The organism is Enterobacter sp. Acro-832 (assembly GCF_011752745.1).
Classification (GTDB): Bacteria; Pseudomonadota; Gammaproteobacteria; order Enterobacterales; family Enterobacteriaceae; genus Enterobacter; species Enterobacter quasiroggenkampii.
On sequence record NZ_VWWX01000001.1, the window covers coordinates 532,627 to 559,085 of the forward strand.

Below are 26,459 nucleotides of genomic sequence, written 5' to 3' on the forward strand. Positions count from 1 at the left end.
TGCAGGCAGCGTAAACTCGGTAAACCCTATATTATTCGAGCCTTTATAAGAACAGGAGTCAACATGCAGAAGATTGTGATCGTCGCCAACGGTGCGGCCTACGGCAGCGAATCCCTTTTCAATAGCCTGCGCCTGGCCATTGCGCTGCGCGAAAAAGAGAGTGACCTCGCGTTACGCCTCTTTTTAATGTCGGACGCGGTCACTGCCGGGCTGAAGGGACAAAAGCCGGCCGAGGGCTATAACATTCAGCAGATGCTGGAGATCCTGACTGCGCAAAACGTGCCGGTGAAGCTGTGCAAAACCTGCACCGACGGGCGCGGTATCACCGGGCTGCCGCTGATTGATGGCGTAGAAATTGGCACGCTGGTTGAACTGGCCGAGTGGACGCTGTCCGCGGATAAAGTATTAACTTTTTAATAATAAACCCGTAAAAATATTATTTTCTTATGGACGCGGTTTCAGCATCAAGTTTACCTGCGGGGTTGCCGATAGGCATGGAAACAACACAGCAGGTATTTCACTTATGTTCAGATCGATTCGTGCACGCATCATCGCGGCGACGGCAGGCTGTCTGGTCGTCGCCCTTCTCCTCAATACCGTTATTAACTTCCAGGTCACACGCCAGGATAACCAGCAGTCACAGCGCGATATCCTGACCAGCACCAGCGCCAGCCATAACATGGCGATCGCCGACTGGGTCAAAAGCAAGATGACGGTGATTGCCTCTGCCCAGACCGTTGCGCTAAGTGACGATCCGGTTCCGGTGTTTAAACAGCTTGCGCAGGCGGGTGGATTCACCAACGTTTATGTCGGCTACGCCAGCAAAACGGCGAAATTCTCTGAGCCCGCGGGTGTCCCGGCGGATTATGACCCGACCATTCGCCCCTGGTATCAGCAGGTGGTCAGCACGGATGGCCCGGTCGTCACCGCGCCTTACGTTGATGCAGGTACCGGTAAACTGGTGGTGACCTTCGCCGTGCCGGTGAAAGAGAATGGCGCCCTGAAAGCCGTGGTGGCGGGCGATGTGGCCATGGACAGCGTGGTGGCGAACGTGCGCGGGATCCATCCAACTCCGTCCAGTAGCGGCTTGCTTCTGAACAGTGACGGCAGCGTGATTGCGGCTAACGATCCGGCGCTGACGCTTAAACCGTTTGCAGAGACCATTAAAGGCATCGATTTTGCTGCACTGAAAAGCGGTAACCTTGTCGACGGTACGCTTAACGACGTTGAAAAAACCTTCGTGGCGACAGCCGTGCCGGGCACAAACTGGCTGCTGGTCGTCGCCCTCGACAACGGTGACGCCACCTCCGGTATGCGTTCCCTGCTTAAGGCATCGGCGATTTCGCTGGTGATCCTGGCGCTGCTGAGCGCGGCCATTGTTCACCTCCTGATTGCCCGTCTGCTGAAGCGCCTGTCTGACATTCGCGACGCGATGCACAACATTGCCAACGGGACTAACGATCTGTCGCAGCGTCTGCCGGACAGCGGCGAGGACGAGGTGGCGCAGATTGCCCAGGCCTTTAACGCCTTCAGCGATAAGCTGTCGGTGGTGATGGTGCAGCTCCGCGATGCCAGCGAGTCGGTGAAAAATGCCGCCCAGGAGATTGCGGCGGGTAACCAGGATCTCTCAGGACGTACCGAGCAGGCGGCGTCCAGCCTGCGCGAGACGGCCAGCGCCGTGGAGCAGATCACCGCCTCCGTGACCCAGTCGAACGAGTCGGCGGCAGAAGCGAATGACCAGGCGAGCAAGGCCTCTGCGGCCGCTGCGCGTGGCGGCGAAGTAGTATCCCAGGCGATCAGCACCATGCAGTCCATCGAAGTCGCGTCGGCTAAAATTGGCGACATCACCAGCGTGATTGACGGTATCGCGTTCCAGACCAACATTCTGGCGCTGAACGCTTCCGTCGAGGCGGCCCGTGCCGGGGAGCAGGGTCGCGGGTTTGCCGTGGTGGCAGGCGAAGTGCGTAACCTGGCGAGCCGTAGCGCCCAGGCGGCGAAAGAGATCAAATCGCTGATCGATTCTACCACCGACAGCGTGGCCACCGGCTCCCGCTACGTGCATCTGGCCGGGGAAAGCATGGACGAGATCCGCTCCAGCATCGGCAGCGTCTCCGGCATCATGCGCGAAATCTCCATCGCCACCAGCGAGCAGATGAAAGGCATTCACGAGATCAACCACGCGGTGACTCATCTCGACCGCATGGTCCAGCAGAACGCCGAGCTGGTGGTGCAATCCGCTGCTGCTGCGGGTGCCCTGCAGAGCCAGGCGGGCGACCTTGCTGAAACCGCCGGCCATTTCCGCATTTAATTTTCTCGCGGCGCGCGTTTAGCGGGTAAAACGCGAGCCAGCGGAAATTTTGAGGGATTTTGTCATTTTTGTTTAATCGTTATGCCATTTTTTGATCAAAATCAGCATCCCACCCCCTCCCCTTTGGTGTTATGCCATGAGTGAATTGTGAACAACATCACGCTCGGATATGGCAGCAGGGAGAGCGTTGTTTAAGACTACGGGGTAAAAAATGGCACTGGTAAAAACAAGTTTGAAGCTGTTTGGCGGGGATACGGTTGTGGTGCGTTGCTCAGAGCGCTGTCGTATTCATCTCATGAGTGCGAAAGCACAAAAACAATCCCAGGCGGATATTCTGACCGTGCAGGACGATAAGGCCTGGCTTACCGTGCCATATACTGGCACGTGGGATGTGCTGATCGACAGCCACAGCCAGTCGCTGGAGCATTCCGTCAGTTACGTAGCGGCATAACGTCAAACGCCCGGCAAGCCGGGCGTATTTTCAGGCAAAACCCGGTCGCAGCGTGCCGTTGAGCGGGTTCCCTTCCAGCAGCGCCTTCACCTTCGCCACCAGCTCATTCAGACAATCGTCCTGCATGCCGAGGCGGGTCAACTCCTGATCGAGGGAGAAGAGATACTGCGCGTTGGTACCCAGCGGTCCGCTGGCGGCAGCAATCAACGGGGCGATGACCTGCGTGCGGGTGTCCGCTTCATACAGCGGATGGCGCGGGTCCATGATAAACACCAGTGCATTGACGGTGCGTCCGTCGTCCAGCTCCAGCTTGCACCAGCTCGGCATATAGCAGCCGGTGATCATCTCACGCTTCCAGAGCAGCGTAAGCTCCTCTTCCAGCGTGGCATCCGGGAGGCGATACGCCACGCCCGTGGTGCGCCCGCCCTCTTTCAGTGCAAGCATACGTCCGGGTTGGCACGCGCTGCCGCGTCCGGCCGTCAGACGCAGGCAAAATGCGCGGTGCCAGCCAGGCAGCGTGCCCGTTGCCGATTCGACAAATTCCAGAGCCGGGTTCCACATCAGGGAACCGTAGCCAAAAATCCATACCGGGCCATCATCCGGGCGGCAGGCAAGCGTGGCAGCAAGTGACGCCGCACGTTGTTCAGCTGACCAGAGAAGCGATTCCTCAATAGCACCAAATGCCGTCTTACAATCTGCCTTCATTAAGAAATCACGCGTTAACACTTTCCACCTCCGCCACTGCATGCTTCCTTGCGACATCTGTAATTCGCCTTCCCGGCATTATGTGCTGGTCATTTTGCCAGCAGTTAAATAACGATAAGCAATTAGCGGACCAGTTGCAATACAACGGCAGTTCAACCGCCTGAAAAGTCAAAATGAAGGCAGCGAATTATTTCACGGCTATTTCTTTTTGTGCCATTTATCGTCGTCTCCTTTTTCATATTCATGTTTTACGGCGGCCCAGGCGACTTTGTGTGCCGTCTCTTCACGACTGGCATCATCCCGGCGATCCTCCTTATCTTTGTACTGATCCCAGGCACTGTTAAACGCCTCTTTGTAGATATCCTGCGCGTGAGCGGGCAGCACGTTTTGCACGTTATCGGGTAATTCGCGTTTCGTTTTATATGGCATCACTCACCTCTCTTTTGCTTAAAGAGATAAGTGTGGACGACGATATGCCAGCGTGCCACCCGGTCTTAATTTATGGATTTACATTATCTTTAATTAATTGTTATTTAATAAATATTATGTAAAAACCGTCAATTACAGGAGTCAGGCATTAAATTTATGACAAAGGGTAAAATTAAGTAAAAAGTTAAGGGTGTTTAACAGAGATCTGTTAATTTAATGCCCTCAAAAATCTATCTATAATTACAAGCACCTGCATTGATGGAGAAGCACATGACAGCAACACACGAGGCGGTAAAGACCCGCCACAAGGAGACGTCTCTCATTTTCCCGGTTCTGGCACTGGCTGTGCTGCTCTTCTGGGGAAGCAGTCAGTCACTGCCAGTGGTGGTTGGTATCAATATTCTTGCCCTGGTCGGTATTTTAACCAGCGCCTTTAGCGTCGTTCGCCATGCGGACGTACTGGCCCACCGTCTGGGCGAGCCCTACGGATCGTTAATTCTCAGCCTTTCCGTCGTTATTCTCGAAGTCAGCCTGATTTCCGCGCTCATGGCGACCGGCGATGCCGCGCCGACGCTGATGCGCGACACCCTTTACTCGATCATTATGATTGTGACGGGCGGCCTGGTGGGCTTCTCTCTGCTGCTGGGCGGGCGTAAATTCGCGACCCAGTATATGAACCTGTTCGGCATTAAACAGTATCTGATTGCCCTCTTCCCGCTGGCGATTATCGTGCTGGTCTTCCCGATGGCGCTGCCGGGTGCAAACTTCTCCACCGGTCAGGCGCTGCTGGTCGCGCTGATTTCCGCAGCCATGTACGGCGTGTTCCTGTTGATTCAGACCAAAACGCACCAGAGCCTGTTTGTGTATGAGCATGAAGACGACAGCGACGACGATGACCCGCACCACGGTAAGCCGTCGGCCCACAGCAGCGCGTGGCATACGGTTTGGCTGATCGTGCATCTGATTGCGGTGATTGCCGTCACCAAGATGAACGCCAACCCGTTGGAAACATTGTTAACCGAGCTGAACGCGCCGGTAGCCTTTACCGGCTTCCTGGTGGCGCTGCTGATCCTGTCTCCTGAAGGGCTGGGCGCGCTGAAAGCCGTCTTAAACAATCAGGTACAGCGCGCAATGAACCTGTTCTTCGGCTCCGTGCTGGCGACCATTTCACTCACCGTGCCGGTGGTGACGCTGATTGCCTTTATGACCGGTAACGAGCTGCAGTTTGCGCTGGGCGCGCCGGAGATGATTGTAATGGTAGCCTCGTTGCTGCTATGCCAGATTTCGTTCTCAACCGGGCGCACCAACGTGCTTAACGGGGCAGCGCATATGGCGCTGTTTGCGGCTTACTTGATGACAATTTTTGCGTAGCCTTTTTGCCCAGCGGCGCTTCGCTTGCAGGGCCTACGGGTTTTGTAGGCCGGGTAAGCAAAGCGCCACCCGGCAATATGCCCCATAAAAAAACCCGCCGAAGCGGGTTTTTTATTATTTGCTGGTATCCAGCTCGTCGAAGCTCTTCACCAGATCGTCAATTGCTTTGATCTGTTTCAGGAACGGCTCCAGCTTATCCAGCGGCAGCGCGGATGGACCGTCGCATTTTGCGTTATCCGGATCCGGGTGCGCTTCAATGAACAGACCTGCCAGACCGGTTGCCATACCGGCACGCGCCAGTTCGGTCACCTGAGCACGACGGCCACCGGACGCGGCGCCAAACGGGTCGCGGCACTGCAGCGCGTGGGTCACGTCGAAAATCACCGGAGACTGGCCGGAGACATTTTTCATCACGCTGAAGCCCAGCATGTCCACCACCAGGTTGTCGTAACCGAAGTTAGCGCCACGGTCGCACAGGATCACCTGATCGTTACCACCTTCGATAAACTTATCGACGATGTTGCCCATCTGACCCGGGCTCACGAACTGTGGTTTTTTCACGTTGATCACGGCACCGGTTTTCGCCATCGCGGCAACCAGGTCGGTCTGGCGAGCCAGGAATGCCGGGAGCTGAATCACGTCAACCACGTCTGCCACCGGCTGCGCCTGAGAGGCTTCATGCACGTCGGTGATCACTTTCACGCCAAAGGTCTGCTTCAGCTCCTGGAAAATCTTCATCCCCTCTTCCAGGCCCGGGCCACGGTAAGAGTTGATGGAGGAGCGGTTGGCTTTGTCAAAAGAGGCTTTAAACACGTACGGGATGCCCAGCTTCTGGGTCACGGTCACGTAGTGCTCGCAGATACGCATGGCGAGGTCGCGGGATTCCAGCACGTTCATGCCGCCAAACAGCACGAAAGGCAGGTCGTTTGCTACCTTGATATCACCAATGCTAACCACTTTTTGTTTCATAGGATCGCCTTATTCAGGTGTGAATCGGAATTAAGATTAATGCAGTGTAATTTGCTTGTGCGAGATCGCGTTGATCTGCGCACGAATCATTTCGCTAATGGGGTCTTCCGGACACTGCTCAACGAAATAGCTCAGATCGTTTAGCGCCACGTGCTCGCAGTCGAGCTGGGCATAGATCAGCCCGCGGTCGCGAATTTCGTACGGGTCTTCCGGATTAAACTGCAGCAGCACTTCGCTGGCGCGCAGGGCCAGCTCCATCTGACGCTCTTCCATTAACGCAGACTTCAGCGTATCGAGCAGCTTTCGGATCACTTCTGCGTTATCCGCCTCGTCGAGATCTTCGTTGAAGAGCTCAGCCACCGGGCTGATGTTGCCTTTCAGCCACACGTCCAGCGTATGTTCATCCAGCGTGTCGCCGTTGAAGGGATTAATGAGCCACATCTCGCCGTCCAGCCACTCCGCACGCAGGATCATCTGCGTCGGGAAAATGACCGGCACCAGCGGAATATCCAGGCGGTGCGCGACCCACAGTAAAATAGAGCCCAGCGCAACGGCGCTGCCCTGACGATTTTTTAAGACCTGGTCCAGCCATAATGCGTCAGACAGGCGATACACGCCCCGCGTGTCGCAGAAACCCCATTCGCCGTAGAAAAGCTCAAGCAGCTTCTCTAATTGCCAGTCTTGCGGGCGAGCCTGATTAATCTCTTCACGCGCCAGGCTGACCAGATTCTCCAGCTCATCGTAGACAAACTGCGACGTAAAATCGTCGCGAATCATCTCAGAAATCAGGATCATGCCATCGCAAAGCGGCACTTTATTAAATTCGAAATCGGCTAAGGACCTCATGACTTACCCCAGTAACGACCGAGCGCACAGCGACGCCCGGACGAGATAAAACTCAAAACGATGTAGATGATAACGCCAAACCGCCTTTCAGTCAGCCTTACGCCTTTATCAGTAAATGGCAGATAGCCTGCACTCATAGCCACTGCCCCAGCGTCAGGCGTTCATTGCCGCCGTAGTCGCGGCAGGTTTTGACGTCGGCGTAGCCCGCCTGGGTAAACAATGCCCGCACGCTTTCTCCCTGCGTCCAGCCATGCTCCACAAGAAGCCAGCCGCCGGAAAGTAAATGTTGTCGTGACATTGTCACAATGTGATCGAGGTCGGCTAAACCTTCCCTGGCGGCGACCAGCGCCGTCAGGGGTTCGAAGCGCACATCCCCCTGCGCAAGGTGCGGATCATGCTCGTCAATATAGGGTGGATTACTGACAATGATGCCGAACGTCTGGTTCTCCAGCGCGCTAAACCAGCTGCTTTGCAGCACCGTTACGTTGGTCAGGCCAAGACGTTCCACGTTGCGCTGCGCCAGCGCCACCGCGTCGGGCATCACATCTACCGCCGTCACCGCGCAGTCGGGTCGTTCACTGGCGAGCGCCAGCGCGATGGCCCCGGTGCCTGTGCCGAGATCGAGAATGCGGCAGGCCGCCGTCGGTAAACGCGCCAGCGCCTGTTCGACCAGACACTCGGTGTCGGGACGCGGGATCAGCGTCGCCGCCGAGACGTAAAGCGGTAACGACCAGAACTCGCGCTCACCGACAAGGTGCGCCACCGGCTCGCCGTGCTTACGGCGGGCAAGCAGCTTGGCGAGCCGTGCTTCCTGCTCAGCGGTCAGTTCGGTTTCACCGAAGGCCAGCAGGTACGTGCGGGCTTTGCCCGTCACATGCTCAAGCAAAATTTCGGCATCGCGTTTCGGGCTTTCGCTTTCGGAAAGCTCAGCGGCAGCCTCACGTAACCAGCGCTGAAAATCCATTATTCCTGCTCGGACAGTGCCGCCAGCTGGTCGGCCTGGTATTCCTGCACGATAGGCTCAATCAGCATATCCAGCTTGCCTTCCATCACTTCATCCAGACGATACAGCGTCAGGTTGATGCGGTGGTCGGTCACACGCCCCTGCGGGAAGTTGTAGGTGCGATTACGGTCGCTGCGATCGCCGCTCCCCAGCAGGTTACGACGCGTAGACGCTTCCGCCTGCTGGCGTTTCGCCATTTCGGCCGCGTGGATGCGCGCACCCAGCACGGACAGCGCTTTGGCTTTGTTTTTGTGCTGTGAACGCTCGTCCTGACATTCGACGACGATGCCAGTTGGCAGGTGGGTAATACGGATGGCGGAGTCGGTGGTGTTAACGTGCTGACCACCCGCCCCGGAGGAGCGGAAGGTATCAATACGCAGATCCGCCGGGTTGATGTCCGGCAGCTCCGCTTCCGGCAGCTCCGGCATCACCGCCACCGTACAGGCGGAGGTGTGGATACGGCCCTGAGATTCGGTGGCCGGAACGCGCTGCACGCGGTGACCGCCGGATTCAAACTTGAGACGACCGTATACGCCGTCGCCGCTGATCTTGGCGATAACCTCTTTGTAGCCACCGTGTTCGCCTTCGTTGGCGCTCATGATCTCCACGCGCCAGCGACGCGACTCGGCGTAGCGGCTGTACATGCGGAACAGATCCCCGGCAAACAGTGCCGCTTCGTCACCGCCGGTCCCGGCGCGGACTTCCACGAACGCGTTACGCTCGTCGTCCGGATCTTTTGGCAGCAGAAGCACCTGAAGCTGCTGCTCCATCTCCTCAGAACGCGCTTTCGCATCCTGCAACTCTTCCTGCGCCATCTCGCGCATTTCAGGATCGTCGAGCATCATTTGCGCGGTTTCGATATCTTCCTGAACCTGTCGCCAGTCGGTAAAGCATTTAGAAACATCACTTAACTGCGCGTATTCACGTGAGAGCGCGCGAAAACGCTCCTGGTCCGCAATGGTCCCGGCATCGCCGAGCAGCGCCTGGACTTCTTCATGGCGCTCGTGCAGAGCTTCCAGTTTAGCGACGATAGAAGGCTTCATAGGCGTAAGTGCACCTTGTCTTAGAAAATGGGTATAGGGCGCTATTCCAGCCCGAGGCTGTTGCGCAGAATAGTCAGGCGTTCATCATCCCCGTCACGGGCAGCCTGCTGAAGAGATTTGGTTGGCGCATGGATCAGGCGGTTGGTCAGTTTCCACGCCAGATCCTGCATAATTGCATGTGCGTCGCCGCCCTGCTCCAGGGCCGCTAACGCTTTGGCTGTCAGGTCGTCACGCACCTGCTCCGCCTGTCCGCGATACTCGCGGATGGTCTCGCTGACGCTTTGCGCGCGCAGCCAGGCCATAAACTCACTGGTTTCCTGCTCAACAATGGTTTCCGCCTGCACCGCCGCCGCTTTACGCTGGGCGAGGTTGTGCGAAATGATGCTTTGCAGGTCATCCACGCTGTAGAGGTAGGCGTTAGGCAGCTTGCCCACTTCCGGTTCAACATCGCGCGGGACGGCAATATCCACCAGCAGCATCGGCTGATTACGACGGGACTTCAGCGCACGCTCCACCATCCCTTTGCCGATAATCGGCAGCGGACTGGCGGTCGAGCTGATAATAATGTCCGCCTCTTTCAGACGTTCATCGATGTCGCTCAGGGCAACCACCTCTGCGCCCACTTCATCCGCCAGCACCTGCGCGCGTTCGCGGGTGCGGTTAGCGATAATCATCTTTTTCACTTTATGCTCGCGCAGATGGCGCGCCACAAGTTCGATGGTTTCGCCCGCGCCCACCAGCATCACGGTGACGGTGGAGAGGGATTCAAAGATTTGGCGCGCAAGGGTGCAGGCCGCGAAAGCAACGGAAACCGCACTGGCACCAATGTCGGTTTCCGTTCGCACACGCTTCGCCACGGAGAATGACTTCTGGAACATACGCTCCAGCTCGCTGGCCTTCAGATGCCCTTTTTGCGAATCCGCAAAGGCTTTTTTCACCTGACCCAGAATTTGCGGTTCGCCGAGCACCAGCGAATCCAGCCCGCTGGCCACGCGCATCAGATGGCTGACGGCATCGTTGTCCTGATGCCAGTACAGGCTGTTGCGCAGCTCGTCTTCATTGAGATTGTGGTAGTCGCATAACCAGCGGATCAGCGCTTCGTGCAGGTTGTCCTGCTCTTCCACGCTTAAATAGAGCTCGGTACGGTTGCACGTCGAGAGCACCACGCCACCCTGCACCATAGGCTGTGCAAGCAGGCTGTCCAGCGCCAGGTCGAGCGTATCTGGCGAAAACGTTACGCGTTCTCGCAGCGAAACCGGGGCCGTTTTGTGGTTGATGCCGAGTGCTAATAGGGTCATGTTGAGCGGGAGTAGTACCAGCGTTAATAAGGTTAGCAGAACGCATCATACAGGATGCGCGAGATCAATAAAAGAGACAGCCCCCTTTCGGAGTAATAGGTTACACAACGCTTTGAGATAATTTGAACGTAGACGGTAGCCCCCTTCGACGCTAGCATTAACAGTTATAACTGCAACGTATCTCAAGGATTTGTCCTCATTATGACCCGACTGATTCGCCTGCTGCCCCTGGCGGCACTGGTTCTGACCGCGTGTACCGTCACTCAACCAAAAGGCCCGGGCAAAAGCCCTGACTCGCCACAGTGGCGTCAGCACCAGCAGGACGTCCGTAATTTGAACCAGTACCAGACCCGCGGCGCGTTTGCTTATCTTTCGGATGAGCAAAAAGTGTATGCACGCTTCTTCTGGCAACAAACGGGTCAGGACAACTATCGCCTGCTGCTGCTGAACCCGCTGGGCAGCACCGAGCTGGAGCTTATCGCGAAACCGGGCGAAGCGCAGATCACCGATAACAAAGGCCAGCACTACACCGCAACCGATGCCGAAGAGATGATTGGCAAGCTGACCGGAATGCCTATCCCGCTCAACAGCCTGCGCCAGTGGATCCTCGGCCTGCCGGGTGACGCCACCGACTATACCCTGGACGATCAATATCGTCTGAGCCAGGTGAACTACACCCAGAACGGCAAAACCTGGAAAGTGGTGTACAGCGACTATGACAGCAAGAGTAAACCGTCGCTGCCATCGAATATGGAACTGACCCAGGGCAGCCAGCGCATCAAGCTGAAAATGGACAACTGGATCGTTAAATGATGACCCACTGGCCTTCTCCGGCAAAACTGAATCTGTTTTTATACATTACCGGCCAGCGCGCTGACGGCTATCACACCCTGCAGACGCTGTTTCAGTTTATTGACTATGGCGACACGATCTCCATTGAACTGCGCCAGGACGGGCAGATTTGCCTCCTGACGCCGGTCGACGGCGTGGCGCATGAGGACAACCTGATTGTGCGCGCCGCGCGTCTGCTGATGAACGCCGCAGCGGAATCAGGTCGTCTGCCTGCGGGAAGCGGTGCGGATATTCGTATCGAGAAACGTCTGCCGATGGGCGGCGGTCTGGGCGGCGGCTCATCTAACGCCGCCACGGTGCTGGTTGCCCTGAACCACCTCTGGGGCTGCGGGCTGTCGCAGGACGAACTGGCCGCCCTGGGCTTGACGCTGGGCGCGGATGTTCCGGTGTTTGTTCGCGGTCATGCGGCCTTTGCCGAGGGCGTGGGGGAAATCCTCTCCCCGGTCAACCCGCCGGAAAAATGGTATCTGGTTGCTCACCCCGGCGTGAGCATTCCGACCCCGGTCATCTTTAAAGATCCTGACCTGAAAAGAAATACCCCGATTCGGTCAATAGAAACGTTATTAAATTGTGAATTCAGCAACGATTGCGAGGATATCGCAAGAAAACGTTTTCGCGAGGTTGATGCGGTGCTTTCCTGGCTGTTAGAATACGCGCCGTCGCGCCTGACTGGTACAGGGGCCTGTGTCTTTGCTGAATTTGACACCGAATCCGCCGCTCGTCAGGTGCTTGAGCAAGCGCCGGTTTGGCTGCATGGTTTTGTAGCGCGTGGGATGAACATTTCCCCCCTACAGCAGGCCATTCTGGCGCAGACTGAGTTTCGGTGACAACGTCACCCTGTTCCAGACGTTGCATCGCGCTCTTTAATACACCGCCTGGATAGCCTTTGCCTGGCCCGCACAGTTTACGGCGAACGCTATCCACCACTGGACGCATGCCTGAGGTTCTTCTCGTGCCTGATATGAAGCTTTTTGCTGGTAACGCCACCCCGGAACTAGCACAACGTATTGCCAACCGCCTGTACACTTCCCTCGGCGACGCCGCCGTAGGTCGCTTTAGCGACGGCGAAGTCAGCGTACAAATCAACGAAAATGTACGCGGTGGTGATATTTTCATCATCCAGTCCACCTGTGCTCCAACGAACGACAACCTGATGGAACTGGTTGTTATGGTCGACGCCCTGCGTCGCGCTTCCGCAGGCCGTATCACTGCTGTAATCCCTTACTTCGGCTATGCCCGCCAGGACCGTCGCGTCCGTTCCGCGCGTGTGCCAATTACCGCGAAAGTTGTCGCTGACTTCCTGTCCAGCGTTGGCGTTGACCGCGTACTGACCGTTGACCTGCACGCAGAGCAGATCCAGGGCTTCTTCGACGTCCCGGTTGATAACGTATTCGGCAGCCCAATCCTGCTGGAAGACATGCTGCAGCTGAACCTGGATAACCCAATCGTGGTTTCTCCGGACATCGGCGGCGTGGTACGTGCCCGTGCTATCGCTAAGCTGCTGAACGATACCGACATGGCGATCATCGACAAACGTCGTCCGCGCGCTAACGTTTCTCAGGTGATGCACATCATCGGTGACGTGGCTGGCCGCGACTGCGTGCTGGTTGACGACATGATCGATACCGGCGGTACGCTGTGTAAAGCGGCTGAAGCGCTGAAAGAGCGTGGTGCCAAGCGCGTATTCGCTTACGCGACCCACCCGATCTTCTCCGGCAATGCCGTAAACAACCTGCGCAACTCCGTGATTGACGAAGTTGTGGTATGCGATACCATCCCACTGAGCGACGAGATCAAGGCACTGCCAAACGTGCGTACCCTGACCCTGTCCGGGATGCTGGCCGAAGCGATTCGTCGTATCAGCAACGAAGAATCCATCTCTGCAATGTTCGAACACTGATCGAGCACGGCCAAAAAACCCGCTGCGGCGGGTTTTTTTGTCTCTGGGTTTTATTTGTATGATTAATGCCTCCTTCACCTGCCATTCATATGACAGATGATGCGCATACGGATGATAGATAATTGTGAAAAACGTAGCCTCCTCACATGTTCTGCCCTTTCGCGCCCTCATCGACGCCTGCTGGAAAGAGAAGTACACCTCCTCACGCTTTGTGCGTGACCTGATTGCCGGGATCACCGTCGGCATTATTGCCATCCCGCTGGCGATGGCGCTGGCGATTGGCAGCGGCGTTGCGCCGCAGTACGGCCTGTACACCTCGGCCGTGGCCGGGATCGTCATCGCTCTGACCGGCGGCTCGCGCTTCAGCGTCTCCGGCCCGACTGCCGCCTTTGTGGTGATCCTCTACCCGGTTTCACAGCAGTTTGGTCTGGCAGGCCTGCTGGTCGCCACCCTGATGTCCGGGGTCTTTTTGATTCTGTTTGGTCTGGCCCGCTTTGGGCGGCTGATTGAGTACATTCCCCTTTCCGTCACGCTGGGGTTCACCTCGGGGATTGGGATCACCATCGGAACCATGCAGATCAAGGATTTCCTCGGCCTGCAAATGGCTCACGTCCCTGAACACTATCTGCAAAAAGTGGGCGCGCTGTTTATGGCGCTGCCGACTGCGAACCTCGGCGACGCCGCCATCGGGATGGTGACGCTGGGCACGCTGATCGTCTGGCCTCGTCTGGGCATTCGACTGCCGGGCCATCTGCCCGCGCTGCTGCTGGGCTGCGCGGTGATGGCTATCGTCAATATGTTCGGTGGTCATGTCGCGACTATCGGCTCACAGTTCCACTATGTTCTGGCGGACGGGTCACAGGGCAGCGGCATTCCGCAACTGTTGCCGCAGCTGGTGCTGCCGTGGGATATGCCCGGATCCAGCTTTACCTTAAGCTGGGACTCCCTGCGCGCCCTGCTTCCCGCCGCGTTCTCGATGGCGATGCTGGGGGCGATTGAATCCCTGCTCTGCGCCGTCGTTCTGGATGGGATGACCGGCACCAAGCACAAAGCTAACAGCGAACTGGTCGGTCAGGGACTGGGGAACCTCGTCGCGCCGTTCTTTGGCGGTATTACCGCAACGGCAGCCATCGCCCGTTCCGCGGCCAACGTGCGCGCGGGGGCAACGTCACCCGTTTCGGCAGTTATCCATTCCGTACTGGTGATCCTCGCCCTGCTGATCCTCGCCCCGCTGCTCTCCTGGCTACCGCTTTCCGCCATGGCCGCTCTGCTACTGATGGTGGCCTGGAACATGAGTGAGGCGCACAAGGTGGTGAACCTGCTGCGTCGTGCGCCGAAAGACGACATCATCGTGATGCTGATCTGTATGTCGCTGACCGTGCTGTTCGATATGGTCATCGCCATCAGCGTCGGGATCGTGCTGGCGTCCCTGCTGTTTATGCGCCGTATCGCGCAGATGACGCGCCTCTCCCCGGTCAACGTAGAGGTGCCTGACGATGTGCTGGTTCTGCGCGTGATCGGCCCGCTGTTCTTCGCCGCGGCGGAAGGTCTGTTCAGCGATCTGGAATCCCGCATCGCGGGCAAGCGGATTGTGGTGCTGAAATGGGATGCCGTGCCGGTGCTGGATGCGGGCGGACTGGACGCCTTCCAGCGCTTTGTGAAACGTCTGCCGGAAGGCTGCGAGCTGCGGGTGAGTAACCTCGAATTCCAGCCCCTGCGCACCATGGCGCGGGCGGGCGTGCAGCCGATCCCTGGCCGCCTTGCCTTTTATCCTAACCGTGAAGCCGCATTAGCGGATCTGTGAATTGCCTGATGCAGAGGAACGTCTCTGCATCATCACCCCAATCGCCTGCTGAAGCCACCCAAGCACGGCAGGCGTCATCCATGTTCCTTTCATCAGATGCGGCTCCTGCTGCATGGCCGTGCGAAACTTTTGCTGGGTCTCCGGGCTGGTGCCTGCATACGACTGGAATAACGCCAGCCAGTTTTCAGCCAGCTTTTGCGCCTCCTCCGAGGCGGGATCGATATTCTCCCGCTGCGCCTGATGCAGGTTTGCCACCAGCGGCGGCCACTCCATCATGCGGTCAAAGTAGTGCTTCCGGGTAAAGGCCATCTCCTCGGCGGAAAGATATTTTTCCCAGATAATCAGCTTCGACTCGGCGAACGCCCGCGTAATGTAATCGGTCATTTCCGGCGTGATGCCGGTCTGCACCTGCATCTGTGGCTCCACGCTGTGCATCTCGTTCAGCCGGGTGAGAAACTCCGGCTTGCCCGCCGTGTCCTGCTCCAGGCGTTCCATCCAGCGCGTCGCCAGGTCCATCGCCCGCGGGTCCGTGACGGGTATGTGCTGTTTCAACAGCGTGTTTGCCTCCGCAACCAGCCCTGACCAGATGGCCGCCAGCGCATCCTTCTGCACCGCAAACGGCAGCTGCTGTAACTCTTCTTTGCTAAACCAGCGATCGTACATATTCATTAACTCCAGAGTCTGTAGCCAGGATTCCAGATCCGGCGTCGCATCGTTGAGCAGCCCGGTGCGCAGTTCGACCAGCCGGTCGCGCAGCGTATGTATGCTGCGCAGCTGTTTATCCAGCAGCGTGATTTGCGCATCGAGTAACTCGGTTAACGACAGCGACTCCTGTTCCAGGAAATCCCTGATTTCAGCAAGTTCCAGCCCCGCTTTTGCCAGCGCCTGAATCATATGCAGACGCTGAACATCCGCCAGGTTGTAGAGCCGGTAACCTGCTGCGCTTCTGGCAGAAGGCAGCAACAACCCTGTTTGCTCATAGTGATGCAATGTGCGTACGGTGATCCCGGCCCGTTTCGCCAGCTCACCCACCTGAATCAACATAACTGCTCCTTTTACTTTGCCAGTGCCGCTACTCTGGAGCCTTACGTTACGTGAGGGTCAACCCTTGATGCAAAAAAAACGACTCCCTGAGGAGCCGTTTCGGTATTCTTTAACGTAGCGTCAGCTGTGCTTATGCTGATCGCGACGACAGCGTTTGTCGTAGTGACGCACCCACCAGTATTTATCACACACTTCCTCATGGCCGCTCACGCGTGCTCCCGCCAGCCACAACACTGCACCAATGAAGATGCTCAATATCGCACCATGCGCAAAGTATTGCGGGAGATCAAGCTGCGGCAGTTGGTTTAAAATTGAATAACCCACGCCGGCTACCATCACGAACAGCCCCAACCCCATCAGCACGTTACCGAGTAACGAAGCGTTTTTGCGTTTCATGTGTCACCTCCGGAACTTTGGGTTGTCAGGGGAAAAGCCCCTAATCCTTGTGTGTAAAGTATAGACAACGCCCCTTTTATGAGTTGCGTGAATGATCACAATTACAGATAACTCCCAAACAAAAGTTTACAAATAACACGTTGAACAGCTTGAAATTCTAATTGTTCAGATAAGTAATTATTCGTATTTCGCTGGGACGATCGCAGAATTTTGTCAAGCGGCGCGCCAGACAGTAAACTACGCGCCAGATCTGGAACCCATTAGGAATTGAATCGTGACGATTAAACTGATTGTCGGCCTCGCCAACCCGGGCGCAGAATATGCGGCTACCCGCCACAATGCCGGGGCATGGTACGTCGATCTGCTGGCCGAGCGGTTACGTGCTCCCCTGCGTGAAGAACCTAAATTCTTCGGGTATACCTCACGTATCAACCTTGCTGGCGCGGATGTTCGTTTACTGGTGCCTACCACCTTTATGAACCTGAGCGGTAAAGCCGTGGCGGCAATGGCGACGTTTTATCGCATCAATCCGGATGAAATCCTGGTGGCCCACGATGAGCTGGATCTTCCCCCTGGCGTGGCAAAATTCAAGCTGGGCGGCGGGCACGGCGGCCACAACGGCCTTAAAGACATCATCAGCAAGCTGGGCAATAATCCGAATTTCCACCGTTTGCGCGTGGGAATCGGCCATCCGGGCGATAAAAACAAAGTTGTCGGTTTCGTGCTCGGTAAGCCACCGGTTTCTGAGCAGAAACTGATTGACGAGGCGGTAGACGAGGCGGCACGCTGCACGGAAATCTGGCTGAAAGACGGCTTAACCAAAGCGACAAACCGCTTACACGCTTTCAAAGCGCAATAATCCGCCCGATACGGCTTTTTTACCGCGCGTCATGCGGGTTACGTGTATAATAGGCGTAGTTATTTACTTTTCATCAATCGGTTATCGTTAACGGATTGATTATCAAGATATTAAGGTGATTTAGAAATGGGATTCAAATGCGGTATCGTCGGTCTGCCAAACGTGGGCAAATCCACCCTGTTTAACGCGCTTACCAAAGCGGGTATCGAAGCGGCGAACTTCCCGTTCTGTACCATCGAACCTAACACCGGCGTTGTGCCAATGCCTGATCCGCGTCTGGACCAGCTCGCGGAAATCGTGAAGCCGCAGCGCATTCTGCCAACCACCATGGAATTCGTGGACATCGCGGGCCTGGTAAAAGGCGCATCCAAAGGCGAAGGTCTGGGTAACCAGTTCCTGACCAACATTCGTGAAACCGAAGCGATCGGCCACGTTGTGCGCTGCTTCGAGAACGACAACATCATCCACGTTAACAACAAAGTGGATCCGGCTGACGACATCGACGTTATCAACACCGAGCTGGCGCTCTCTGACCTCGACACCTGCGAACGCGCGATTCACCGCGTGCAGAAGAAAGCCAAAGGCGGCGACAAGGACGCGAAAGCGGAACTGGCTGCGCTGGAAAAATGCCTGCCACAGCTGGAAAACGCCGGCATGCTGCGCGCGCTGAAAAACCTGACTGACGAAGACAAAGCGGCGATCAAATACCTGAGCTTCCTGACCCTGAAGCCAACCATGTACATCGCCAACGTTAACGAAGACGGTTTCGAGAACAACCCGTACCTGGACAAAGTGCGTGAAATTGCCGCGGCGGAAGGTTCTGTGGTTGTGGCGGTTTGCGCGGCCGTTGAATCCGACATCGCCGAGCTGGACGACGCCGACCGTGAAGAGTTCATGGCCGAGCTGGGTCTGGAAGAGCCGGGCCTGAACCGCGTGATCCGCGCGGGCTATGAGCTGCTGAACCTGCAGACCTACTTCACCGCTGGCGTGAAGGAAGTGCGTGCGTGGACGATTCCTGTGGGTGCAACGGCGCCTCAGGCTGCTGGTAAGATCCATACCGACTTCGAGAAAGGCTTTATTCGTGCGCAGACTATCGCGTTTGAAGACTTCATCACCTACAAGGGTGAGCAAGGCGCGAAAGAAGCAGGCAAGATGCGTGCAGAAGGGAAAGATTACATCGTTAAAGATGGCGATGTGATGAACTTCTTGTTTAACGTCTAAATAAAATCTGCTGTCTCATGAGGTTTCGCTGAATCTCATAACAACGGCAAAACCCTATAAAATCCACGCAATTGCGTGGATTTTTCATTTAACAATGCCTCAATTCATCTCATAACAACGCTGTCAAAAATGAGTACATGGATGAGTACAACATTCTTCCATCTTCATTTTAAGTGAGTGCAATAACGGTATAATAAATAAACAAGGCCCCGTTATGCTCACCAATACGCAATGCCGCACTGCTAAGCCGAAAGAAAAACTCTATCGACTTAATGATTTCAATGGTCTCTACCTCGAAGTGAAACCCAATGGCAAAAAGGCATGGCGCTATCGGTTTAAACTCAACGGTAAATCCAGCATGTTTGCGCTGGGTGAGTACCCGACGGTCAAACTTGCCGAAGCTCACGAAAATGCGAGCAAGCGCGAAAGCAGGTCGCGGATGGAGTTAGCACAACACAAGCTCGTCAGTTTGAATCGCCACAGGTTTATGAAGACTAAATCTTACCATCCTCATACCTGCTGAGCCGATCAGTTGAATATCTTCCCCCCTTCAAGGGGGCCAATAACGACTAGCGCCGCCCGTCTTGTAGGTTGGGAATCACAAAATACGATGTCAGTGGAAAGCTCTTTCGGTGTCGCGAAATGCCATTTATAGCCTAGATTTGACCTGTTGATCTTCACCGCGCTAACTACAATGGCTTGCCTACCCCCTGCGGTCTCTACCGGAACACAACATTACATATGTTCAGTCTTCTGAAAAAATCACTACTATTGTCTCTAGAAATTAAAAAGTTAGTGAACATCACATAAACCAACTGGATAGATGACAGCAACAATTTACAGTGGTATTTTTTCTCAGTCGCTAGTAGATATATTGAGGAATAATTTTGGAAATAAAAATTTGGGAAGGCGGATTACAGGCACAAGAACTGAATGCTATTGAAAAAATAAAATCGACCTTTAGCCCACCACCGCCAAAACTGCCTAGCCATGGCAAGTCAATGCAAGAACAGTTACGTAACATATCAGATTCAAGCATGTTTCCCTGGAAAGGATATGCTGGCTTTCGATTTGTAGATGTGAATAGTGGATACGAGGGTGAATTCGACTTAGTGATTGTTACTCATTGCAATGTGCTAATAATCGAATTGAAAGATTGGAACAATGGGAAGGTTACTTCCAGCAAGGATAACTGGTACAAAAACTCTCGCTTAATGGGGCGTTCCCCAGTTAGCATTACCCGCAACAAAAAGTTTTTATTAGATAATAAAATTAAACGTGAAAGACATCGATTCACTAATAAAGACTTTCCTCCTTCAGTTGAGTTTCTTATCGTCATGACTGGTAACGCGGATTTCTCACAATTACCGGATCATGAACGACTTCACACACTAAGTTTAGATGATTTTCTTTCATTATCTGACAAAAAAACATTCCAAAAAAAGTTCAGGCCACATCCAGCAGCACAAGTATTAAACAAAGATTTTCATGTGTTTGACGACTTATTCAATATTAATGCAACGGCACCTAAACCAATTAGCGTTGGTGGGTATAAATCAAGCACATTAATATTTGATGAGCACCCAACAAAGCTGTATCGAGAGTTCTTGGCTATTTCAGAAGTATCTAGACAAGATGAGGCATTGTTGAGAGTATGGGACTTTAGTAAATTTCGCGGAGTTAAAGGAGGCACACCAGAAGGAAGGTATAGCATTGTCTCTCGTGAGCGTGAAGTTCTTGGTTATATTAAACACCAAAACCATGATCTCTACAAACACTGTTTACGTTCTTTAACTAGCATACAGAAAGAAGATATAACAACAGAATTCAATGAAATATTTGAACTTCCCCCGAGCCATAATCGTTTTAATGAATTTATTGGGAAATTCGGACTGAACTTTTCAGATACCGATCGTATTAACTTAGTTAAGTTGTTGATAGCGAAATTTGCTGATTTGCATAGAATAAAAATAGCCCATAGGGATCTTGCAGATCATAGTTTATGGATTTCACCAGGTAAAGAAATTGCCTTATCTAATTTTATCTCGGCATATTACCAACCCATAGGTACAGTTGGTGATTACAGAAGTCAGTTGTCAGTTATTGGTACAAAACCCGATAATGAACTAACTCCATTCCAAGAAGATGTTAAATCCATTGGTATTATTTGCTGGCATATACTCTCTAATTTGAGAATGTCTGAGATTAGTTTAGAGGAAATGCAGAAGAAACTCTCTGCCTCCACATTTTGGTATAGCGAAATTTTAATCAACGCCATCAATGGAAAATATTATTGTGACGCAGGAGAGCTTTTTGATGCTTTAAAATTAATAGAGCCAAAACTTGATAACCACTTTGACTTCGATGATTCTGAATTAGAACCATTTAGAAGAACAATAAATCATTCAAGGCAGTATAGAGATGATGAGTTTTTAGTTGAAACAGATGAGAAGGAAGTCTATATTTCAGGCGATCTCATAGTTAAAGCCTGGCTCAATATAAATCCTACTAATGATGAGCCATTACTGGGCTCAAAAATAGTACACTTTCTCAAACGTATTGAACGTATTGCATCCATAAACCCTCCTTATATACCTTGCATTAGAGAATATGGCATAGCGACAAAATCATCTAGCCTCTTTCTTGTTACTGACAAATGCACTGGAGATTTTTTTGATACTGTGCAAGTAACGCAGGATGAAAAAATAAGTATTATAAATAAGTTGATAGCTGCAATTGAACATCTTCATGGATTGGGCATTTATCATGGTGATTTACACCCTAAAAATATCCTAGTGAATGGCGAAGGCAGTGAAATTGAAATCATAATTATTGATATTCCTGACTTTTGTTTAGATGGTAATGAACCTAAAAGCCCTCGCTATTGTCCAGAACAATTTGACAGTTGCACTGGATTTGAAAGAGATAACTTTGCAGTTATGAGATTAAGCTGTGAGTTACTCGGTATCGAGTGGGGAGGTAATTCAGAACACTTTACCGAGCTTGCTGATTGCATAAAAAATGAACTTCAAGATCGTGAGGCTGGGTTCAAACATCTACTGCGTTTTAAACAAGCTTTATTACCCGCTAAAGATATTACAAACTCAATAATTGAAATTACTGCAAAAGAAATTTTTGAAGATTTAACAATTTATCCAGATAATGGAGAATTATACGTTCACGTTGAGAAAAGTAACACAAACAGCACTGATGTTATTATTACTTTCATTGGACTTGGTGGGCAAGTTAAAACTATTTACCGAACAACCGAAAAGGCATTCATCGTTTGTTTTCGACCGAATGTTAGAGATAACTTACGTAAATCAGATATTGAAAAATGTCAGTTAGTCTTGGATTTCTCTATTCATATACAATCTGGCTCAGTAATGGAACTATCCGGATTGTCCAAAGAACTTTCTACTAATGAAGCCTTTTTAAGAACGGTAGATACAATTTACAATCAGGATGAAGAACCAAAGATTGATGGTTTAACTGAACAATTAAAAGAAGCTTTTAGAAATTTAGATCAGGGCAATAATAAAGAGAATGTTCTCTCTATTTCTACCGCTAAACTCTGGAAAGCAATATTAGAAACCGAGACTGAAGCATATCCATACATCGAGATAGTGGGGGGGGTAGTATCTGTTGAAGATAATGACAACGAAATTATTTTGCCATACTCTTCAGATGTAGATGCCCTGGGAGGGTTTGCAAAAACTGATATTGTAGAAGCTTTACAAACTAAAGGTGATGAAGAAGTCAGATTAGGTGAAGTCATACTAAAACAAAGTGCACTCAATGAAATTCGATTACATAAACTTAGCTTTAAAGCCAAACATTTAGAAGATGGCGATCAAGTTTTCTTTAGAACCAAAGCAGATAAAGCTTCATATATTAAGAGAAAAACAGCCCTTCAAAGAATATTAGATCGTGAAAGTGTTATAAGTAATTTATCTCAGTATTTTGATCCTGACTGTAATATTGATGCTACTCAATATAAAATTGAAATTACAGATAGGGATTTTTCACGATACGATCGAAAAGATGATCATGGAAATAATATAATCCTTAATGAGCAACAGCGTAATGCTTTTTCAAAATTACTAAACAATGGCCCATTATCCTTACTACAGGGTCCTCCTGGCACTGGAAAAACAGAGTTCATTGCTGCTTTTGTTCATTATCTTATTGAAAAGCAGAAATCCAAAAGTATCTTATTGGTTAGCCAATCACATGAAGCAGTAAATACTGCTGCTGAACGGATCAGAAAGCACTGTATACGCTTAGGGACACCTTTAAATATTGTGAGGTTTAGCAATCGCGAAGGGGCCGTATCAACAGGACTTAAAGATGTTTACTCAAATGCTATAATTGCAGAAAAAAGAGAACTTTTTAGAGCAGAGTTTAAATATCGAGTAGAATTCTTATCTCAAGCATTAGGATTACAGCCTGAGTTCATTTCCTCTATAGTCGAAGCTGAACTTGTTCTATTTAAACAAATCGAAAATTTAAGTAAGTGCTTTAATGCTATACAAAACCAACAGCTAGAAAAAGACGAGCAACACCAGTTGAAATTGAATATTGCATCTCTTGATGCGAGCATACGAAAATCCTTATTTCAAGTGTATTGTCTAGATTACCCTGCAGATAAAGATATAAGAATGGCTAAACGTGAAGTCATTAATCATTTATGCTCACGATATTCGGTTCGCCCTGATGAAGCAAAAAAAGCAACTGCTTTGGCTGCTGTATCTCGTGATATGATAGATGTTTTAGAAACAGAGCGTGTAAATTATGAAGAATTTTTTGCGCGCTCAAGGCAATTAGTAACCGGGACATGTGTAGGTATCGGACAAAAACATTTAGGCATAGCTGAAAATCAATATGATTGGGTAATAATCGACGAAGCTGCTCGCTCTATTGCAAGTGAGTTAGCTATAGCTATGCAATCAGGAAAACGTGTACTTTTAGTCGGTGACCATAAACAATTACCTCCATTGTATTCTGATGCTCATAAAAGAGCTCTTGCTTTAAAATTAGGTATTGCAAACAAGGATGTTGACTTAGATGCTATTTTACAGAGTGATTTTGCGAGAGGCTTTGAATCTCCGTATGGAATTCAAGCAGGAGCATCTCTGCTCACTCAATATCGTATGGCCCCTCAGATTGGTAATATTGTTTCTGCAACTTTCTATAACGGTGAGCTTGAAAATGGGTCTCGTTCAATTCCCGATATTTATAACGATGTCCCAGCTGCATTACATAGTATTGTTACTTGGATTGATACCTCTAAGTTGGGTAAGAAATGCTATCACAGCGAAGATAAAGGTATCAGTATCTATAATCGTACTGAAGCCGATATCATCATCAACTTGCTTAAAAATATATCCTGTAAACCAGATTTCGTTAACTCATTAAAGGACATAGTAAAAAAAGATGAGGCTGCTATTGGTGTAATTTGTATGTATGGTGAACAAAAAAGAATTATAAGGCAAAAATTCAATGAGATTGATTGGAATGATGATTTCAAATCATTGGTAAAAATTGATACTGTCGATAGTTATCAAGGTAAAGAGAATAGAATCATAATTCTTTCTGTAACACGTTCTAGTTCTGATAAAAAACCAAAATTTTTAAAAACCCCCAATAGAATAAACGTTGCAATATCTAGAGCTATGGATCGATTAATAATCGTGGGTTCAACACATATGTGGACAGGTGCGAATAAAGATCTTCCACTAGGAAAAGTTCTTAGCTTTATATCAGATCGTTCATCTGAAGATAAGCATAACTTTTCTGAGAAATCACCAAATTATCGAATAGTTGATATCGAGAAAAATCTTGAGGAGGTATCAAAATGAGTGAGCAAATTAGATTGAGCTATCATGAAATGGACTTTCTTGTTCCAGTTCATCGATTTAACATACAGTTTTCATATGTAACTAAGCAAGGCTTATCTTTCATCAGAGAATTTGTTTTACGCTTAGTACAGCTTGCACCTATGAAACCTTCACAAATAGCAACTTATATTGGATTAAATAAGGATGAAGTTGATGAAGCTATTTCTGACCTCATGGATAAGGGAGATCTGCGTTTTAATACGCATGGGTGTGTTGAACTTACACCTCAATCTACAGGATACTTTGATAGTATTGGTTCCCCCCCTAAGACTTCATCAATTCAGGAAACGGGTACTACATTGTCGTTCGAGTTATGTGGCTTTAATTGCATAGGAAATAAGCGTACATTCGATCACTGGAAGCAAGGGATTGAATTGCATGTTGACAACAAACTATTATCTTGCTCAGAAAATTTAGCTAAAGAAAAATTCCAGAAAGAATTTTATAAATATCTAGACAAAGGCTATCTCAAAGGTGTTAGAACTGAAGGGACGGATCGCCCAAGCATATACACAATGGATGCAGTAAACAAATTAACAAAAGATGCTCTTAGATTAACTTGCAAATTCTATGTTGATGTAGATGGAAGACCTATTGAACGAGAAGATTTCGATCTATTAGATGATTCCGCTGATATTCATGAAATGATAACAAAAACCCTAGGGCATAATAAAAGACCATCCAATATATCGGTGATAGCTACAGCTATGGCTAAGTTTGAAGATACATGGACTAAGAGAGTTTTTAATGATTTCTCTATCAGCCCCGCATCTTTTGCTATTGCATCCGCTGAATCTCTAGCCAGCTTGCAAAAGCCTAAAATACTGGCAGGGCCATTATATTCCAATTCAAATTGGAGTTTTATATCGAGTAAGATCCAAAAATACATTACTAATAGAACTACATCAGAAGACAAAAAAACAAAGCAACTAGTATGGTTAGCTCCGTCTGATCCTTATTGGGGGAAATCATCACAAATCATCGACTGTTTGAGTGAGTTAGAGAATCTCCAGCTGACAACAGGTAAAAATCCTGAGCGGGTATTTACGCCTAAATTATACCTTCCTCTATCAAGTCCTGCAGATAGAAGAACATTAAGCAAACTGGTTTATGATTTTAGAGAAAGTGCTAATTTAAACTATGGTGTTGCTGAAGGATTTATGGATGGTAACGTCGAAGTTTTATATCTAGAAAATGAATTTATTGTTGTTTTCTATCATATTAATTTCCCTGAAAGCTTACCTGTCACATTGCCAGTAGGTTTTATAACTGAGGATAAAAAAATCCTCAGCAAAATCTCTAAGTTGGTCGAAGAGTATATAGGCAGCTCAAGTTCTCATGACAAACCACATAGTTTAGGTCTTCTAAAAAACCTCTAACCTTAATATATCCCTCGCCAAACCGAGGGATATTTTATAATTTATTCTTTTTGCTATCGAATACAAACCATGGGTTGACTAAAGTGTATTTTATAAAAATCCTTGCTTGCAACCCTATATTTATAGTAACCATATCAATAAAAATCGACGTAATTTTATTTAATATTTAAAAGATAACTTCATTGCGTTTTCTATTAATCCTCTGGAATCATTCTTAATGCTGCATCAAGTTCATCATTTAACATGCTACCTACAAACGAACTTTATGAAGTAAAGTATTTTACGCCCGGGCCAAGAGCACCAACATGCTTTAAAATACGTTGCTGCGGTGCATAAGTTATGCCTTATTCTACTATCAACATCTTTCCACCATTTGAGACCATATTTTTTAATGTTCTTCCATTATAATACGCCTTGCTATCTTCCCCTTTATAAGAGGCTAATACACTAGCCCAAATCATTTTCTTGTGAATAGATAATGGCCGATAGTCCCATCTCTATTAAGTCATTTCGAACATTAGGATGTAAAAGTAAACTACCAACAAGTATTTTACGTTTTATCCACAAACATCTGGCACACTCTTAGATGCTTTTCTTCACTTCTTTTTCAAGATGTCTAGTATAAGTTGCCCAAGCTTCTAGATCATCAACTAATGATAATTTCTCAATTAGAGTTTGCTA

The 26,459-nt window shown here is 50.5% G+C and carries 21 protein-coding genes and 2 pseudogenes; 13 read left to right on the forward strand and 10 right to left on the reverse strand.

Translation table 11 applies throughout. The features are described from left to right. Nucleotides 1–63 precede the first annotated feature (63 nt). The 3 genes from F3J31_RS02495 (at nucleotide 64) to F3J31_RS02505 (ending at nucleotide 2,759) form a co-directional block, all read left to right on the forward strand. Nucleotides 64–417 (forward strand): DsrE/DsrF/TusD sulfur relay family protein, encoded by a 354-nt coding sequence (locus F3J31_RS02495; RefSeq protein ID WP_008499522.1) that lies wholly within the window; start codon nucleotides 64–66, stop codon nucleotides 415–417. A gap of 106 nt (nucleotides 418–523) precedes the next feature. After that, the gene (locus F3J31_RS02500; protein ID WP_008499521.1) at nucleotides 524–2,308 is read left to right on the forward strand and encodes a methyl-accepting chemotaxis protein; all 1,785 of its coding nucleotides are present in this window, start codon (nucleotides 524–526) and stop codon (nucleotides 2,306–2,308) included. Nucleotides 2,309–2,519: 211 nt separating this feature from the next. Then, nucleotides 2,520–2,759 (forward strand): DUF1883 domain-containing protein, encoded by a 240-nt coding sequence (locus F3J31_RS02505; protein WP_013096243.1) that lies wholly within the window; start codon nucleotides 2,520–2,522, stop codon nucleotides 2,757–2,759. A gap of 30 nt (nucleotides 2,760–2,789) precedes the next feature. Here the strand turns inward: F3J31_RS02505 and F3J31_RS02510 are convergent, their stop codons facing one another. Then, nucleotides 2,790–3,485 carry a gamma-glutamylcyclotransferase gene (locus F3J31_RS02510; protein ID WP_023618421.1) on the reverse strand — a complete coding sequence of 232 codons (696 nt, stop codon included), beginning with the start codon at nucleotides 3,483–3,485 and terminating at the stop codon, nucleotides 2,790–2,792. A 177-nt stretch (nucleotides 3,486–3,662) separates the two neighbouring features. Then, nucleotides 3,663–3,893: a putative cation transport regulator ChaB gene (gene chaB, locus F3J31_RS02515; RefSeq protein WP_045908986.1), complete on the reverse strand. Its 231-nt coding sequence runs from the start codon at nucleotides 3,891–3,893 to the stop codon at nucleotides 3,663–3,665. A 270-nt stretch (nucleotides 3,894–4,163) separates the two neighbouring features. Here chaB and chaA point away from each other — a divergent pair, with 270 nt between their 5' ends. Continuing rightward, nucleotides 4,164–5,264, forward strand: a complete 1,101-nt coding sequence (chaA, locus tag F3J31_RS02520; RefSeq protein ID WP_045908987.1) for a sodium-potassium/proton antiporter ChaA — start codon at nucleotides 4,164–4,166, stop codon at nucleotides 5,262–5,264. Nucleotides 5,265–5,378: 114 nt separating this feature from the next. Here the strand turns inward: chaA and kdsA are convergent, their stop codons facing one another. The 6 genes and pseudogenes from kdsA to hemA all read right to left on the reverse strand — a co-directional run bounded on the left by kdsA (nucleotide 5,379) and on the right by hemA (nucleotide 10,423). Beyond that, nucleotides 5,379–6,233, reverse strand: a complete 855-nt coding sequence (gene kdsA, locus F3J31_RS02525) for a 3-deoxy-8-phosphooctulonate synthase (RefSeq protein WP_023312123.1) — start codon at nucleotides 6,231–6,233, stop codon at nucleotides 5,379–5,381. 36 nt (nucleotides 6,234–6,269) lie between these two features. Then, the gene (gene sirB1 / locus F3J31_RS02530; protein WP_024907069.1) at nucleotides 6,270–7,079 is read right to left on the reverse strand and encodes an invasion regulator SirB1; all 810 of its coding nucleotides are present in this window, start codon (nucleotides 7,077–7,079) and stop codon (nucleotides 6,270–6,272) included. Between the two features lie 29 nt (nucleotides 7,080–7,108). Then, nucleotides 7,109–7,231: pseudogene (locus F3J31_RS23355) on the reverse strand (siroheme synthase); the annotation flags it as partial. Next, the gene (gene prmC, locus F3J31_RS02540) at nucleotides 7,213–8,043 is read right to left on the reverse strand and encodes a peptide chain release factor N(5)-glutamine methyltransferase (RefSeq protein ID WP_167211153.1); all 831 of its coding nucleotides are present in this window, start codon (nucleotides 8,041–8,043) and stop codon (nucleotides 7,213–7,215) included. The pseudogene F3J31_RS23355 and the gene prmC, both read right to left, overlap by 19 nt. Continuing rightward, nucleotides 8,043–9,125: a peptide chain release factor 1 gene (gene prfA, locus F3J31_RS02545; protein ID WP_021240360.1), complete on the reverse strand. Its 1,083-nt coding sequence runs from the start codon at nucleotides 9,123–9,125 to the stop codon at nucleotides 8,043–8,045. Before prfA ends, prmC begins: the two co-directional genes overlap by 1 nt. Nucleotides 9,126–9,166: 41 nt before the next feature. Then, nucleotides 9,167–10,423: a glutamyl-tRNA reductase gene (gene hemA / locus F3J31_RS02550; RefSeq protein WP_024907067.1), complete on the reverse strand. Its 1,257-nt coding sequence runs from the start codon at nucleotides 10,421–10,423 to the stop codon at nucleotides 9,167–9,169. 201 nt (nucleotides 10,424–10,624) lie between these two features. On the opposite strand from hemA, the gene lolB reads away from it, so the two are divergent. From lolB to dauA, 4 genes are all read left to right on the forward strand, one after another. Next, nucleotides 10,625–11,236 (forward strand): lipoprotein insertase outer membrane protein LolB, encoded by a 612-nt coding sequence (gene lolB / locus F3J31_RS02555; protein WP_063621904.1) that lies wholly within the window; start codon nucleotides 10,625–10,627, stop codon nucleotides 11,234–11,236. Then, the gene (ispE, locus tag F3J31_RS02560) at nucleotides 11,233–12,102 is read left to right on the forward strand and encodes a 4-(cytidine 5'-diphospho)-2-C-methyl-D-erythritol kinase (protein ID WP_167211156.1); all 870 of its coding nucleotides are present in this window, start codon (nucleotides 11,233–11,235) and stop codon (nucleotides 12,100–12,102) included. The genes lolB and ispE overlap by 4 nt, the downstream gene beginning before the upstream one ends. 125 nt (nucleotides 12,103–12,227) lie before the next feature. Further along, entirely contained in the window at nucleotides 12,228–13,175 is a 948-nt protein-coding gene (gene prs, locus F3J31_RS02565; protein ID WP_003856663.1) for a ribose-phosphate diphosphokinase, read from the forward strand. A gap of 124 nt (nucleotides 13,176–13,299) precedes the next feature. Next, nucleotides 13,300–14,979: a C4-dicarboxylic acid transporter DauA gene (gene dauA, locus F3J31_RS02570; RefSeq protein ID WP_063621908.1), complete on the forward strand. Its 1,680-nt coding sequence runs from the start codon at nucleotides 13,300–13,302 to the stop codon at nucleotides 14,977–14,979. Here the strand turns inward: dauA and F3J31_RS02575 are convergent. Continuing rightward, nucleotides 14,965–16,023: a MerR family transcriptional regulator gene (locus tag F3J31_RS02575; protein WP_167211159.1), complete on the reverse strand. Its 1,059-nt coding sequence runs from the start codon at nucleotides 16,021–16,023 to the stop codon at nucleotides 14,965–14,967. The two genes, dauA and F3J31_RS02575, sit on opposite strands and share 15 nt — an antisense overlap. A gap of 120 nt (nucleotides 16,024–16,143) precedes the next feature. Further along, a complete protein-coding gene (gene ychH, locus F3J31_RS02580) occupies nucleotides 16,144–16,419 on the reverse strand; it encodes a stress-induced protein YchH (protein ID WP_024907062.1) in 276 nt (91 codons plus the stop codon). A gap of 274 nt (nucleotides 16,420–16,693) precedes the next feature. On the opposite strand from ychH, the gene pth reads away from it, so the two are divergent. The 5 genes and pseudogenes from pth to F3J31_RS02605 all read left to right on the forward strand — a co-directional run bounded on the left by pth (nucleotide 16,694) and on the right by F3J31_RS02605 (nucleotide 25,778). Beyond that, on the forward strand, nucleotides 16,694–17,278 hold the full coding sequence (gene pth / locus F3J31_RS02585) for an aminoacyl-tRNA hydrolase (protein ID WP_023336005.1): 585 nt from the start codon (nucleotides 16,694–16,696) through the stop codon (nucleotides 17,276–17,278). A 126-nt stretch (nucleotides 17,279–17,404) separates the two neighbouring features. Then, nucleotides 17,405–18,499 (forward strand): redox-regulated ATPase YchF, encoded by a 1,095-nt coding sequence (gene ychF / locus F3J31_RS02590; protein ID WP_003856650.1) that lies wholly within the window; start codon nucleotides 17,405–17,407, stop codon nucleotides 18,497–18,499. Nucleotides 18,500–18,713: 214 nt separating this feature from the next. Beyond that, a pseudogene (locus F3J31_RS02595) lies at nucleotides 18,714–18,967 on the forward strand (Arm DNA-binding domain-containing protein); the annotation flags it as partial. Between the two features lie 419 nt (nucleotides 18,968–19,386). Further along, a complete protein-coding gene (locus F3J31_RS02600; RefSeq protein ID WP_167211162.1) occupies nucleotides 19,387–24,360 on the forward strand; it encodes an AAA domain-containing protein in 4,974 nt (1,657 codons plus the stop codon). Then, complete coding sequence (locus F3J31_RS02605; protein ID WP_167211165.1) at nucleotides 24,357–25,778, forward strand: hypothetical protein; 1,422 nt, start codon at nucleotides 24,357–24,359, stop codon at nucleotides 25,776–25,778. The genes F3J31_RS02600 and F3J31_RS02605 overlap by 4 nt, the downstream gene beginning before the upstream one ends. Nucleotides 25,779–26,459 lie beyond the last annotated feature (681 nt).